This window comes from Nocardioides sp. zg-DK7169 (assembly GCF_013155365.1).
GTDB lineage: Bacteria > Actinomycetota > Actinomycetes > Propionibacteriales > Nocardioidaceae > Nocardioides.
In genome coordinates this window covers 102,393-115,296 of record NZ_JABJRA010000005.1, presented here as the reverse complement: position 1 = coordinate 115,296, position 12,904 = coordinate 102,393, and the positions used below count along the sequence as shown (strand labels likewise).

Here is a 12,904-nt window from a genome sequence, read left to right as displayed (position 1 = left end):
TCGGATGGCTCAGATGGTGGCCGGTCAGATGGTGGCCGGCGGGTCGACGTCGCGGCGCTGCTCGCTGACGCTCTGGCGGCCGTCGGCGTGGGTGGTGCGCGAGACCGAGGTGGCGCTGCGGCGGGCGTTGAGCTGGATGGCGGTCAGCACGATGATCAGCGCGCCGGCGCCGGCGAGGATGTAGCCGATCATCGTCAGGTCGACGTTGTTGATGGCGTCCGTGACGGCGAAGGCGAGGATCAGCCCGATCGCCAGCAGGAAGACGCCGAGTCCGTAACCCATGGTGGAACCTCTCGGTCGTGGCTCCCGGGCGTTCCCGGGGAGCGACTGCCGGCATCGGTGCCCGAACGCCCACGGTGACAAACGAACGTCCGGACGGGTTCGGCGGCGACCGAGCGCCGAGGCCGTTGACCCGGGCCGCTCCGGCCGCTGGACTGACCCGGTGACCTCAGCCGGCCGAGCCCCAGGCGCCGCGGTGCACGACGTCCTCGAGGGGCCGCCGGCGGCGCCGGGCGGGGGAGCCGGCGGAGCCCGGCTCGGCCGCGGGGTGGCCGAGGGTGATCACGCCGATCGGGTCGTGGTCGTCGGGGATGGAGAACTCCGCGCGCAGCCGGTCCAGGCGGTGCGGCGGGATGCCGAAGAAGCAGCCGCCGAGGCCGGCGTCGACCGCGGTGAGCAGCACCAGCAGGCTGGCCATCGCGGTGTCCATGTGCCAGTACGGCACCGGCCAGCGGGCCTCCTCGCGGTCGGTCCAGCCCTTGTCCGGCTCCGCGTAGCGGCCCAGGTAGGCGGCCTTGCTGCTGCACGGCACGATCACCACCGGCGCGGTCATCATCCCGGCCAGCCAGCCGTCCGGGGCCGCGGTGTCCTCGGCGGTGGCGGCCCAGAAACGGGCGACGTCGACCGGGGTGTCCAGCACCAGGAACCCCCAGCCCTGGGTGAAGCCGGCGCTGGGTGCCCGGGTCGCGTGCGCCAGCGCCTTGTCGACGACCGCGCGGTCCAGCGGCGTCGGCTCGTAGCGGCGGACCATGCGGCGGCGGCGTACGACGTCCTCGAACTCCATGGGGGAATTGTGCGGGCGTCCGCCGGTCGCCGGCGGAGGCGGGCCCGGCGATGAGCGACACGGCGTACGTCCTGGAGCGGGGCTGGGTCGACGGCGCGGCGCGCGACGACGTGCTGGTCGAGGTCGCGGACGGGCGGTTCACCACGGTGCTTCCCGACGCCCCCGCCGACCGGGCCCGCGGGGTGCGGCACCTGCCCGGGCTGACCCTGCCGGGCCTGGCGAACGCGCACAGCCACGTCTTCCACCGGGCGCTGCGCGGGCGCACCCAGAGGGTCGGTGGGCGCGGCGGCAGCGGCAGCTTCTGGACCTGGCGCGAGCAGATGTACGCCGTGGCGACGGTGCTCGACCCGGACTCGCTGCACCGGCTGGCGCGCGCGGCGTACCGGGAGATGGCGGCGGCGGGGATCACCGGGGTGGGGGAGTTCCACTACCTGCACCACCAGCCGGACGGCACGGCGTACGACGAGGCCAACGCGATGGGCGTCGCGCTGCTGGAGGCCGGGCGCGAGGTCGGGGTGCGGGTGACGCTGCTGGACGCCTGCTACGTGTCGGGCGGGTTCGGGGCGCCGGTGGAGGGGGTGCAGCGGCGCTTCAGCGACGGCGACGTGGACGCCTGGGCTGCGCGGGTCGCGGCGCTGCCCGAGCCCGTGCACGGGCGGGTGGGCGCGGCGCTGCACTCGGTGCGTGCGGTGCCGCTCGAGCAGCTGCGCCGCTGGTCGGGGCCGCTGGTCCACGTGCATCTCTCCGAGCAGCGCGCCGAGAACGAGGAGTGCCTCGCCCGGCTGGGCGCCACCCCGGCGCAGGTGCTCGCCGAGGCGGGGCAGCTGCACGCCGGCACCACCGTCGTGCACGCCACCCACCTGGGCGACGGCGACGCCGGGCTGCTCGGGGCGGCCGGGGTGACCGCGTGCCTGTGCCCGACCACCGAGCGCGACCTGGGCGACGGGATCGGGCCGGGGCGGACGCTGGACGAGGCCGGGGTCCGGCTCAGCCTCGGGAGCGACAGCCACGCGGTGGTCGACCCGTTCGAGGAGATGCGCGCCGTGGAGCTGCACGAACGGCTCGCCACCGAGCGGCGCGGGCACTGGCCGGCCGCCGCGCTCCTGGCCGCGGGCCTGCGCCACGACAGCATCGGCTTCCCCGACGCGGGCCGGATCGCGGTCGGCGCCCGCGCGGACCTGGTCACCGTCGACACCGGCAGCGCGCGGACGGCGGGCACCGGCGCCGACGAGCACACCGCGGTCTGGGCGGCCAGCGCCGCAGACGTCATCCACGTGGTGGCCGACGGCCGTCTCGTCCACACCGCTGCCGACCGCGAGGACGTCGGTCGCGAGCTCGCCGGTGCGGTCGCGGCCGTGTGGGACCTCGTCGCGGAGGCCGGGCGATGACCAGCACCCTGCTCACCGGAATCGCCGAGCTCGTCACCGGAGACCCCGCCCTCGGCGCCGGCCCGCTCGGGATCCTCGAGCACGCCGCGCTCGTCGTCGAGGGCGGCACCGTGGCCTGGGTCGGGCCGGCGGGCGAGGCGCCCACCGCCGACGCGGCGTACGACGTGGGCGGGCGGGCGGTGCTGCCGGGGTTCGTCGACAGCCACAGCCACCTGGTCTTCGCCGGCGACCGGGCGGCGGAGTTCGAGGCCCGGATGAGCGGGACGCCGTACGCCGCCGGCGGGATCCGCACCACCGTCGCCGCCACGCGCGCGGCCAGCGACGAGCAGCTCACCGCCCGGGTCGCGCGGCTCGTCGCGGAGATGCGCCGGCAGGGCACGACCACCGTCGAGGTCAAGAGCGGCTACGGCCTCACGGTCCACGACGAGGCGCGCAGCCTGGCGATCGCACGGCAGTTCACCGCCGAGACCACGTTCCTGGGCGCGCACGTGGTGCCCGAGGACACCACCGTCGAGGAGTACGTCGCGCTGGTCACCGGCCCGATGCTGGCGGCGGCGGTGCCGCACGCGCGCTGGATCGACGTCTTCTGCGAGGACGGCGCCTTCGATGCCGACCAGGCGCGGGCGGTGCTCGCCGCCGGTGCGGCGGCCGGGCTGCGCGGGCGGCTGCACGCCAACCAGCTCGGGCCGGGGCCGGGGGTGCGGCTCGCGGCCGAGCTGGGCCTGGTGGCGGTCGACCACTGCACCCACCTCACCGACGCCGACGTCGACGCGCTGCGCGACTCCGGGACCGTCGCCACGCTGCTGCCGGGGGTGGAGTTCTCCACGCGTCAGCCCTGGCCGGACGCGCGCCGGCTGCTGGACGCCGGCGTCGTGGTGGCGCTCGCGAGCGACTGCAACCCGGGCTCGTCGTACACCTCGAGCCTGCCGTTCTGCCTCGCGCTGGCGGTCCGCGACCTCGCGATGACGCCCGCCGAGGCGGTGCGGGCCGCGACGGTCGGGGGCGCTGCCGCGCTGGACCGCGACGACGTCGGGGTGCTGGCGCCGGGCCGGCGCGCCGACCTCCAGGTGCTCGACGCGCCCAGCCATGTCCATCTCGCCTACCGCCCCGGCGTACCGCTCGTGCGGAGCACGTGGGTCGGCGGCCGGCCGGTCGGCTGACCGCACCACAAGCGCCGACTCGGCACACCACGAGCGCCGACTCGGCACACCACGAGCGCCGACTCGCGGTACCTCAGGGCTACCTCAGGACGGGGTGGGGAGGGTTGCGGGGGCAGGGATAGGGAACTCGCCCGATGTGGGGGGCCACCTCAGGCGAGCAGTGTCGTCGTCATCACCGAGAGCCGGTGAGGAGGACCACAGGAGCCGAGCGATGTCCATGTTCGAGACCACCAACCAGTTCGGGCGCTCCGAGCTGGACTACCGCAACCAGCGGATCCGCGCCGGGCGCAGCTTCCGGCGCCGCGAGCGCCGCCGGGACCGGGTACGCCGTCCGGCCGAGGCCAGCGACAACGCGCGCTGAGCCCCGCAGGACCCGGCTCCGTGACCGAAACACGCGAGCAATCGGGGCGCGCAACCGCGAAGATGGAGGCCGTGCCCCACTCCAGCAGCACCCTCGTCGGTCGCGACGCCGAGCTCGGTGAGCTCGCCGTCCTGCTCGGGGTGCGCGCCGGCCGCACCAGCCGCGCGCCCGGCGGCCCCGGCGGGGCGGTGCTGCTCTCCGGGGACGCCGGCGTCGGCAAGACCCGGCTGCTGCTGGAGCTGGCCGACCTCGCCGTCGCCGCCGGCTGGCAGGTGGCTGCCGGGCACTGCCTCGACTTCGGCGACAGCGCGCTGCCCTACCTGCCGTTCTCCGAGGTCCTCGGCCGCCTCGCCGCGACCCACGCGGAGGCCGTCGAGGAGGTCGCACGCACCCATCCCGCGCTGTCCCGCCTCCAGCCCGGCCGCCGGGTGCTCACGGCGGGCCCCGACGCCTCGGACGGCGCAGGCACTGCGGACACCGCGACGCTCGACCGCGGGGACCTCTTCGAGGCCGTCCACGCGCTGGTCGAGCGGGTCGCCGCCGAGGCGCCGCTGCTGCTGATCGTCGAGGACACCCACTGGGCCGACCGCTCCACGCGCGACCTGCTCAGCTTCTGCTTCTCCCGGCCCTTCGCCGGGCCGGTCGCCCTGGTGGTCACCTACCGCACCGACGACCTGCACCGCCGCCACCCGCTGCGCCGCCAGGTCGCGGAGTGGTCGCGCGTGCGCGGCGTGTCCCGCCTGGCGCTCAGCCCGCTCGACGACGACGCGGTACGCCGCCTGGTCGCCGAGCTCGCCCCCGCCGACCTCCGCCTCGCCGAGCTCGCCGAGCTCAGCGACAGCGTCGTCGTGCGCGCCGAGGGCAACGCGTTCTTCGTCGAGGAGCTCACCAGCGCCGCCTCCGGCCCGGAGCGCTGGGTCCCGGCCGACCTCGCCGACGTGCTGCTGGTGCGCCTGGACCGTCTCGACGACCTTGCCCGGCAGGTCGTGCGGACCGCCAGCGTCAGCGGCCGCTCGGTCAGCCACGAGATGCTCGAGGCCGTCTCCGGGCTGGACCCGGTCTCTCTGGACGCGGGCCTGCGTGGCGCGGTCGAGATGAACGTCCTGGTCGCCGAGCGCGGCACCTACGCCTTCCGCCACGCGCTGCTCGGCGAGGCGCTGTACGACGACCTGCTCCCCGGCGAGCGGGCTCGGCTGCACGCGGCGTACGTCGCGGCGCTCCAGCAGGGCGCGGCCCGGGGCACCGCCGCGGAGCTGGCCCGCCACGCCCGGCTCGCCCACGACCTGGACACCGCGCTGACCGCGAGCATCCAGGCTGCCGAGGAGGCGACGCGCGTCGGCGGGCCGGACGAGGCGGCGTACCACTACGAGCAGGCCCTGGAGCTGATGGCGGACCCGGAGCGCTGCCTGGCGTGCGCCGACGTCGAGCCCTCGCGCCTGGTCGTGCGCGCCGCCGAGGCACTGACCGCGAGCGGGGTCCCCGAGCGCGCCGCGGCGCTCATCGAGGACCAGATGCGTCGCCTGCCCGGCGCCACCGACGTGCAGCGGGCGCGGATGCTGGCGGCGCGGGCGAGCGCGCTCTACCTCACCGAGGCCGAGAGCGACCCCTCGCTGGTCTCGGCCGAGGCCGTCGCCCTCGCGCCCGCGGGCGACAGCGCGCTGCGCGCCCGGATCCTGGCGATCCACGCGCGGATCCTGGCCTCGGTCGGACGCTACGACGAGGCCGAGGCGGTCGGCATGGACGCCCTCGTGCTCGCCGAGCGCCTCGACCTCAGCGAGCACGTGTCCGACGCCGTGACCACCCTCTCGGGGCTGAAGCGGTCCGGTCCGGTGGAGGGCCTGCGCGCGGCACTGAGCGACGCGATCGCCCAGGCCCAGGAGTCCGGCGTGGTCGCCGCCGAGCTGCGCGGTCGCTTCCTGCTGGCCCGCTCCCACGAGGACTGGGCCGAGCTCGAGCTCGCCGCCGAGGGCTTCCGCAGCGGCATCGTGCTGGCGGGGAGGGCCGGGCTGCACTGGGCGCCGTACGGCTTCGAGGCGCGCTGGCGGCTGGCCTGGATCGAGTTCCTCCGGGGCCGCTGGGAGGAGGTGCTCGAGCTCACCGACTGCGGGGAGCACGCCGCGCCGCCCATCCCGGGTGCGCTGCTGTCCTCGGTGCGCCTGCTCGTGGAGCAGGCGCGCGGGGCCGACGTGACCGCCGACCTGCGGGCGCTGCGCCCGCTGTGGCGCCGCGAGGGTGCGCTGGTGATCCACGCCGCGGAGCTGGAGCTCCTCACCGCCGGGCGCGGGGACGACCCCACCGCCGTCGTCGCGGTGTACGACGACGCGGTGGGCGTGCTGGCCAGCATCTGGCACGAGTGGTTCAGCGCCCGGATCCGGCTCGCCGCGGTTGCGATCGGCGAGCTCGCCGGCCTGGTGCCGCGGGCGAGCGGCGCGCAGCGGGAGCTCGTCGCGGCGCAGGTGGCGCGGCTGCACGCCGACGGGCGGGCGGTGCGCGAGCAGTACTCCGACCCCTCGGGGCACTGGGGGCCGGAGGGACGCGCCTGGGAGTGCCGGCTGGACGCCGAGGTGTTGCGCGCCCGCTGGCTGGCCGGCGAGCCGACCTCCCTGGAGGAGCTGGTGCGGGCCTGGCGGCGCACGGAGACGGCGTTCGCGGAGTTCGGCCACGTCCACGAGCTGGCGCGGGTGCGGGCCCGGCTGGCCGCGGTGCTGCGGGCGAGCGGGGACACCGCCGGCGGCCCGGAGGCCGCCGACCTGGCGCGGGAGTCGGCGGACCGCCTGGGCTCGCGGCTGGTGCTGGAGGAGCTGCGCGCCCACGCCCCGGCGCCGCCGCGCGCCGACGCCGTCCCGGACGCGCTGACCCCGCGGGAGGCGGAGATCCTCGCGCTGGTCGCCGAGGGCCGCTCGAACGGCGAGATCGCCCGTCAGCTCTTCATCAGCGCCAAGACGGTCTCGGTGCACGTCTCGCGGATCCTGGCCAAGCTCGGTGCGACCAGCCGCACCGAGGCGGCCGCGGTCGCGCGACGACGCGGCCTGGTGGAGTAGGCCCGCTGCCGGCCCGGACGCGCACGGAGCCCACGCCTCGTGGGCGCGGGCTTCGTGCAGGTGGGTCGTGGTGGCCGCGGGCGGCCGGCGCGCCGTCAGCGCTTGCTGGTGACGCTCTCCGCGATGCCGATCAGCAGCACCGCGGCGACGATCGCGACGATCGAGCCGAGGATGTTGAGCTCCCAGATGTCACCGGTGCCGAGGGCCGAGGCGATGACGCCACCGATGAGGGAGCCCACGACGCCGAGGCCCAGCGTGGCGAGGATTGACAGGTTCTGCTTGCCGGGCTTGATCAGGCGCGCGAGCGCGCCGACGACGAGACCGAAGACGAGGAAACCGATGATTGCCATGGGAGCCGAGTACCCCGTTCCGCCCGTGATGCCACATGCGGGCGGCCGGCGAGTCAGCCGAAGGCGCGTGCGACGTGCCCGGGCAGGTCGGGGTAGCGCATCAGGTGCGCGCCGCCGTTGAGGTCGAGGTTCTCCCCGGTGAGCCAGGCGGCGCGGAGCAGGAAGCCGATCGCCTCGGCGACCTCCTCGGGCGTGCCGGCCCGCCCCAGCGGGGTGTTCGCGAGGTAGTCGGCCTCGATCCCGTCGATGTCCAGCGCCGGCGCGGTCAGGGGCGTGGGGACCAGCCCGGGGGAGACGGCGTTGACCCGGATCCCGCGCGGGCCGAGCTCCAGGGCGGCCACCTCGGTGAGCATCGCCAGGCCCGCCTTCGAGGCGCAGTACGCCGCCATCCCGGCGCCCGGCTGGCGGGCGTTGAGGGAGGCGACCGAGACGATCGACCCACCGGGGCCGAGCACCCGGGCGGCGTGCTTGAGCACCGTCATCGCCCCGGTGAGGTTGACGTCGAGCACCCGCCGGAAGTCGGCCACGTCGTGCTCGGCGACCGGCGCGAGGGTGCTGGTCCCGGCGGTGTTGACCACCGCATCGACGCGTCCGTACGTCGCGACCACGCCGTCGAGGAAGCCTGCCACGCTCGCCTCGTCGGTCACGTCGACGCGCGGCTCGGTGCCCAGGTCGCCGACCGCGACGTCGTACCCCTCCGCGTCGAGCGCGAACGCCGTGGCCGCGCCGATCCCGGAGGCGCCCCCGATCACGACGGCCGTCCGTGTCCCCATGGATCCCCCTTGGTGCCGGCGTCCGGCCGGTGTCGTTGTTGACGCGTGTCAACTGTGGACCTACTGTGCCTCAGGTCACATCCTCGCGCCAGGGGATCGCTCGAATCGTCCAGGAGGCCACGTGTCCGGACCCACCACCGCCGTCATCGGCGCCGGCATCAGCGGGCTGACCGCCGGCAAGATGCTCGGCGACTACGGCGTGCCGTACACCTGCTTCGAGGCCTCGGACCGGATCGGCGGGAACTGGGCGTTCGGCAACCCCAACGGGCACAGCAGCGCCTACCGCTCGCTGCACATCGACACCTCCAAGCACCGGCTGTCCTTCAAGGACTTCCCGATGCCCGAGGACTACCCCGACTTCCCGCACCACACCCAGATCAAGGCCTACCTCGACTCCTACGCCGAGGCGTTCGGGCTGCTGGACCGCATCGAGTTCGAGAACGGCGTCGAGCACGCCGAGCGTCTCGACGGCGGTGGCTGGGAGATCACCGACCATGCCGGTGCGACGCGGCACTTCGACCTGCTCGTGGTCGCCAACGGCCACCACTGGGACCCCCGCTACGCCGACTTCCCCGGCGAGTTCACCGGGGAGTCCATCCACTCCCACCACTACATCGACCCCACCGACCCCCTGGACTTCCACGGCAAGCGGATCCTGGTCGTCGGCATCGGCAACAGCGCCGCCGACATCGCCGTCGAGCTCTCCAGCCGCTCGCTGAGCAACCAGGTCACGCTGTCCACGCGCTCCAGCGCCTGGATCGTGCCGAAGTACACCTACGGCCTGCCCGCGGACAAGTACTACGCCACCACGCCGTACCTGCCGCTGAAGTGGCAGCGCTGGGCGATGCAGAAGATGCAGTTCATGACCGGCTCGAATCCCGAGCTGTACGGCCTGCCCGCGCCCAACCACAAGTTCTTCGAGGCCCACCCGACCCAGTCGGTCGAGCTGCCGTTGCGGCTCGGCTCCGGCGACATCACCCCGAAGGGGAACGTCGCGCGCCTCGACGGCTCCACGGTGCACTTCGAGGACGGCACCAGCGACGACTTCGACGTGATCGTCTACGCCACCGGCTACAACATCACCTTCCCGTTCTTCGATCCCGCGTTCCTCAGCGCCCCGGAGAACCGGATCCGGCTGTTCAAGCGGATGTTCAAGCCGGGGATCGAGGACCTGGCCTTCGTCGGCCTGGCCCAGGCCACGCCGACGCTGTTCCCGTTCGTGGAGGCCCAGACGCGGCTGCTCGCGGCGTACGCCGTGGGCCGCTACCGGCTGCCCGCGCCCGCGGAGATGGAGCGGGCGATCGACGAGGACCAGGCGAAGTACACCGGTCACGTGCTGGACCGCCCGCGGCACACCCAGCAGCTGGACTACTTCATCTACGAGCACGACCTGCGCGCCAAGGAGATCCCGGCCGGGGTCGAGCGGGCGCGAGTGCAGGGACCGCCGCCGCTGGTCGCGCAAGCGGCCCGGGCCGCCGAGGCGGCCCGGGCGGCGGCGCGGACGTGATCGCGAGCCGGGGCGACCGGCGACGTACCGCGTTGCTCGAGGCGCTCGACGAGCACCTGCGCGACGCCGGGCCCGACGCCCGCCTCGAGGACATCAACGTCGCCGACCTCTCGCGCCGCGCCGGTGTCACGCGCTCGGCGTTCTACTTCTACTTCGACAACAAGGCCGACGCCGTCGCCGCCCTGCTCGAGGAGATGCACGACGCCGGCCAGAGCGCCGCGGAGCTGCTCGCCGGCGACGGTGCGGTCCGCGACCAGGTGGCCGCGGCGATCCGCACCGTCCTGTCGGGCTGGGAGCGGCGCCGCCACGTCTACCGCGCGATGCTCGAGGCCCGGGCGACCAGCCCGGGGGTGCGGGAGCGCTGGGACAGCACCCAGGAGGGGTTCGTGCGGATCGCCGCGGACGTCATCGACGCCGAGCGGGCCGCGGGCCTGGCGCCGCCCGGCCCGGACGCCCACGCGGTCGCCACCGTGCTCCTCGACGTCAACGACCGGGCGCTGGCCCGGCTGGTCCAGGACGCGGCCGACCTCGACTGGGAGCGCCACGTCGAGGCGGTCGTCCATGTCTGGCTGAGCACCATCTACGGGAGGAACGCATGACCACGACGCAGGGCTCCGACGCCCACCCCGCCCCGGCCCGGTACGCCGAGACGTGGTTCCGCGGTCCCGACGGGGTGCGCCTGCACGCCTGGCACTTCCGCGGTGAGGGCGACGCGCTCGCCACTCCCGCCGGTCGCCCGGTCGTGGTGATGGCCCACGGCCTCGGCGGGACCAAGGACAGCGGGCTGGCGCCGTTCGCCGAGCGGCTGGCCGCTGCCGGGCTCGACGTGCTCGCCTTCGACTACCGCGGCTTCGGCTCCAGCGAGGGGGAGCCGCGCCAGACCGTGTCGATGGCCGCCCAGCTCGCCGACTACCGCTCCGCGATGACGGCCGCCGCCGGCCTGCCGGGCGTCGACCCGCAACGGCTGGTGCTGTGGGGCGTCTCGCTCGCGGGCGGCCACGTGCTGGCCGCCGGGGCGCGGCGCGACGACGTCGCCGCGGTGGTCTCGATGGTGCCGCTGGTCGACGGCCTCGCCGCCGCCCGCCTCGCGGTGCGCCACCACCGACCGACCGCGCTGCTGCGCTCCTCGGCCGCCGGCATGCGCAGCCGGGTCGGGCGCCGGGTGATGATCCCGGTGGTGGCGCGGCCCGGCGAGCTCGGCGCGCTGACCCTGCCGGGCGCCTACGAGGACTACCTCGCCGTCGCCGGCCCGACGTTCCGCAACGAGGTCGACGCCTCGGTCGGCCTCGAGCTCGGCAACCACCGCCCCGGGCGCGAGGCGCGCCACCTGCGGTGCCCGCTGCTGGTGCAGATCGCCGACTTCGACCGCAGCGCGCCGCCGCACGCCGCGGCCAAGGCCGCCGTCGCCGGTCGCGCCGAGGTGCGCCACTACCCGGCCGACCACTTCGACCTGTTCGAGGGCAAGGAGTGCTTCGAGGCAGCGGTGCGCCACCAGGTCGATTTCCTGGTGCGGCACCTGCGGGTGGGGTGAGCGGCCGACGCGGCGGCCCGGCCTCGAACTCACCTGAACGGTGGGCCGGGGTGCTATTCGAGATGACATGATCCGCCGGTGGATATCTTGCTTTTGGCGCCGTTGGTCGTCGTCCTCTTCTTCGTGCTCCTGTTCATGGGCAGGGGGTCGCTGGCGCGCGGCACCAACGCGGCAACGGCCAACGGTGCGACATTGTTGGTCCTCGCGACCATTCTCGGAGTGCTGGCGCTGGGCATGATCGTCTCGCTGGATGTCTGGTGAATGAGTCTCGCCGCCTCCCTCACGTCCGGTGATGAGTCGGCCGTGGGCTAGTCGAGGTCGTCGCGTGGAGGACCTCATCCCGACCTTTTCCACAGATTCAGTCTTTACCTCTCGAGACCTTTCGAACACTTTCGAACAACGGTAGGATTGTTCTCACGGAACCAGTTCTCCACCACGTCCTCTCGGGAGGCGACGATGGCCGACAATGCGGCTCATCCCTACCTCGCCGATGTGGGGTGCGCGGAGGCGTTCCTCGACAAGATCGCGGACCGGGACCCGACGTTTCTGTCTGTGCCCGAGAAGCGTCAGGCGTTGCGGATGACTGCCCACCTGGCCTCGCGGGCGCAGGCGATGCACGCGCGGGTGATGGCGTGCGCCGATGACGTGGCCGACGCGGACGGGTATCGCGACGTGGCCGCCTGGGTGGCGCACCGCACCCACACCTCCGGACTGGCCGCCCGGCGCTTGCAGCGGCTCGGGACCGCGTGCGAGCTGCGTTGGCACCGCGTCGGCACCGCGCTCGCCGGCGGGCACGTGAGTCTTGACCAAGGGCACGTGATGGTCGCTGCGCTCGACGACCTGACCGATGCGTTCTCGCTGGTCGAGGCGGGCGCGGAGGAGTGGTCGGCGATGCTGGCCCGCGCGGAGGCCTACCTGGTCGAGCAGGCCGCCGACTTCGGGCCGCGCGAGCTGGGCCGTCTGGCCGAGCGGCTGCTGGAGGTCGTCGCTCCCGAGTGGGCGGAGAAGGTCGAGGAGGAGCAGCTGCGCGCCGCGGAACGCCGCGCTCGGCGGCGTACGACGCTGGGCGTGCGGCACCTCGGCGACGGCTCCGCGATCATCCGCGCCCAGGTGCCGGAGAGTGTCGCGCTGCGCCTGACCACGATGCTGGAGTCGTTCACCAACCCCCGCCGAGCGGATGAGCCGGCGGCGGACGGGCGGCGGGTGCCCTACGAGCGTCGGTTGGGCGAGGCGTTCTGCTCCCTGCTGGAGAGCATCGATCCCGCGAGGCTTCCGCTGCACGGCGGCGACGCCACGACCTTGGTGATCACGATGGACCTGACTGCGCTCGTCGAGGGACTGGGATCCGCCACCCTCGCGGACGGCTCCCGTATCACCGCCGGTGAGGCCCGGCGCTTGGCTTGCACGGCCAATCTCGTCCCCGCGGTGCTCGGCACAAGGTCGGTGCCGCTCGACCTCGGCCGCACGAATCGTCTTTTCAGCCCCGGTCAGCGAAAGGCCTTGGCAATTCGCGACAAGGAGTGCCGCGCCGACGGCTGCACCATTCCCTCGACGTGGTGCGAGGCGCATCATGTCGATCCGTGGTCGGCGGGCGGGAAGACCGATCTCGACAATGCAATGTTGTTCTGCTCGCACCATCATCATCTGATCCACGATGACCGTTATCTGCACCAACGAATGCCGAGTGGCGATATCCGATTCGCTCGGCGGACGTGAGGGTTGCGACATGA

Annotated in this window: 13 protein-coding genes; 9 read left to right on the top strand and 4 right to left on the bottom strand. The window is 74.2% G+C overall.

Features of this window, described 5'->3' with window-relative positions; all coding sequences use genetic code 11:
* Positions 1-24: 24 nt before the first annotated feature.
* Positions 25-282 carry a DUF6458 family protein gene (locus HOQ23_RS09425; RefSeq protein ID WP_172214090.1) on the bottom strand — a complete coding sequence of 86 codons (258 nt, stop codon included), beginning with the start codon at positions 280-282 and terminating at the stop codon, positions 25-27.
* A gap of 166 nt (positions 283-448) precedes the next feature.
* Positions 449-1,063 (bottom strand): nitroreductase family protein, encoded by a 615-nt coding sequence (locus HOQ23_RS09420; RefSeq protein WP_172214088.1) that lies wholly within the window; start codon positions 1,061-1,063, stop codon positions 449-451.
* A 50-nt stretch (positions 1,064-1,113) separates the two neighbouring features.
* On the opposite strand from HOQ23_RS09420, the gene HOQ23_RS09415 reads away from it, so the two are divergent.
* The 4 genes from HOQ23_RS09415 to HOQ23_RS09400 all read left to right on the top strand — a co-directional run bounded on the left by HOQ23_RS09415 (position 1,114) and on the right by HOQ23_RS09400 (position 7,013).
* On the top strand, positions 1,114-2,451 hold the full coding sequence (locus HOQ23_RS09415) for a formimidoylglutamate deiminase (protein ID WP_172214086.1): 1,338 nt from the start codon (positions 1,114-1,116) through the stop codon (positions 2,449-2,451).
* Positions 2,448-3,611, top strand: coding sequence for an imidazolonepropionase (hutI, locus tag HOQ23_RS09410; RefSeq protein ID WP_172214084.1), 1,164 nt, complete (start codon positions 2,448-2,450; stop codon positions 3,609-3,611). Before HOQ23_RS09415 ends, hutI begins: the two co-directional genes overlap by 4 nt.
* A 211-nt stretch (positions 3,612-3,822) precedes the next feature.
* A complete protein-coding gene (locus HOQ23_RS09405) occupies positions 3,823-3,972 on the top strand; it encodes a hypothetical protein (protein ID WP_172214082.1) in 150 nt (49 codons plus the stop codon).
* A gap of 71 nt (positions 3,973-4,043) precedes the next feature.
* Complete coding sequence (locus tag HOQ23_RS09400) at positions 4,044-7,013, top strand: helix-turn-helix transcriptional regulator (RefSeq protein WP_172214080.1); 2,970 nt, start codon at positions 4,044-4,046, stop codon at positions 7,011-7,013.
* A gap of 95 nt (positions 7,014-7,108) precedes the next feature.
* Here HOQ23_RS09400 and HOQ23_RS09395 read toward each other — a convergent pair whose 3' ends face one another.
* Positions 7,109-7,363: a GlsB/YeaQ/YmgE family stress response membrane protein gene (locus HOQ23_RS09395; protein WP_216653996.1), complete on the bottom strand. Its 255-nt coding sequence runs from the start codon at positions 7,361-7,363 to the stop codon at positions 7,109-7,111.
* Between the two features lie 53 nt (positions 7,364-7,416).
* Positions 7,417-8,136 carry an SDR family NAD(P)-dependent oxidoreductase gene (locus HOQ23_RS09390; RefSeq protein ID WP_172214078.1) on the bottom strand — a complete coding sequence of 240 codons (720 nt, stop codon included), beginning with the start codon at positions 8,134-8,136 and terminating at the stop codon, positions 7,417-7,419.
* Between the two features lie 121 nt (positions 8,137-8,257).
* Here HOQ23_RS09390 and HOQ23_RS09385 point away from each other — a divergent pair, with 121 nt between their 5' ends.
* The 5 genes from HOQ23_RS09385 to HOQ23_RS09365 all read left to right on the top strand — a co-directional run bounded on the left by HOQ23_RS09385 (position 8,258) and on the right by HOQ23_RS09365 (position 12,890).
* The gene (locus HOQ23_RS09385) at positions 8,258-9,643 is read left to right on the top strand and encodes an NAD(P)-binding domain-containing protein (protein WP_216653994.1); all 1,386 of its coding nucleotides are present in this window, start codon (positions 8,258-8,260) and stop codon (positions 9,641-9,643) included.
* Positions 9,640-10,242 (top strand): TetR/AcrR family transcriptional regulator, encoded by a 603-nt coding sequence (locus HOQ23_RS21205; RefSeq protein ID WP_172214073.1) that lies wholly within the window; start codon positions 9,640-9,642, stop codon positions 10,240-10,242. The genes HOQ23_RS09385 and HOQ23_RS21205 overlap by 4 nt, the downstream gene beginning before the upstream one ends.
* The gene (locus tag HOQ23_RS09375) at positions 10,239-11,174 is read left to right on the top strand and encodes an alpha/beta hydrolase (RefSeq protein ID WP_172214071.1); all 936 of its coding nucleotides are present in this window, start codon (positions 10,239-10,241) and stop codon (positions 11,172-11,174) included. The genes HOQ23_RS21205 and HOQ23_RS09375 overlap by 4 nt, the downstream gene beginning before the upstream one ends.
* 78 nt (positions 11,175-11,252) lie before the next feature.
* Positions 11,253-11,435, top strand: coding sequence for a hypothetical protein (locus HOQ23_RS09370; protein ID WP_172214069.1), 183 nt, complete (start codon positions 11,253-11,255; stop codon positions 11,433-11,435).
* Positions 11,436-11,630: 195 nt separating this feature from the next.
* Positions 11,631-12,890: an HNH endonuclease signature motif containing protein gene (locus HOQ23_RS09365; RefSeq protein ID WP_172214067.1), complete on the top strand. Its 1,260-nt coding sequence runs from the start codon at positions 11,631-11,633 to the stop codon at positions 12,888-12,890.
* Positions 12,891-12,904: the final 14 nt, after the last annotated feature.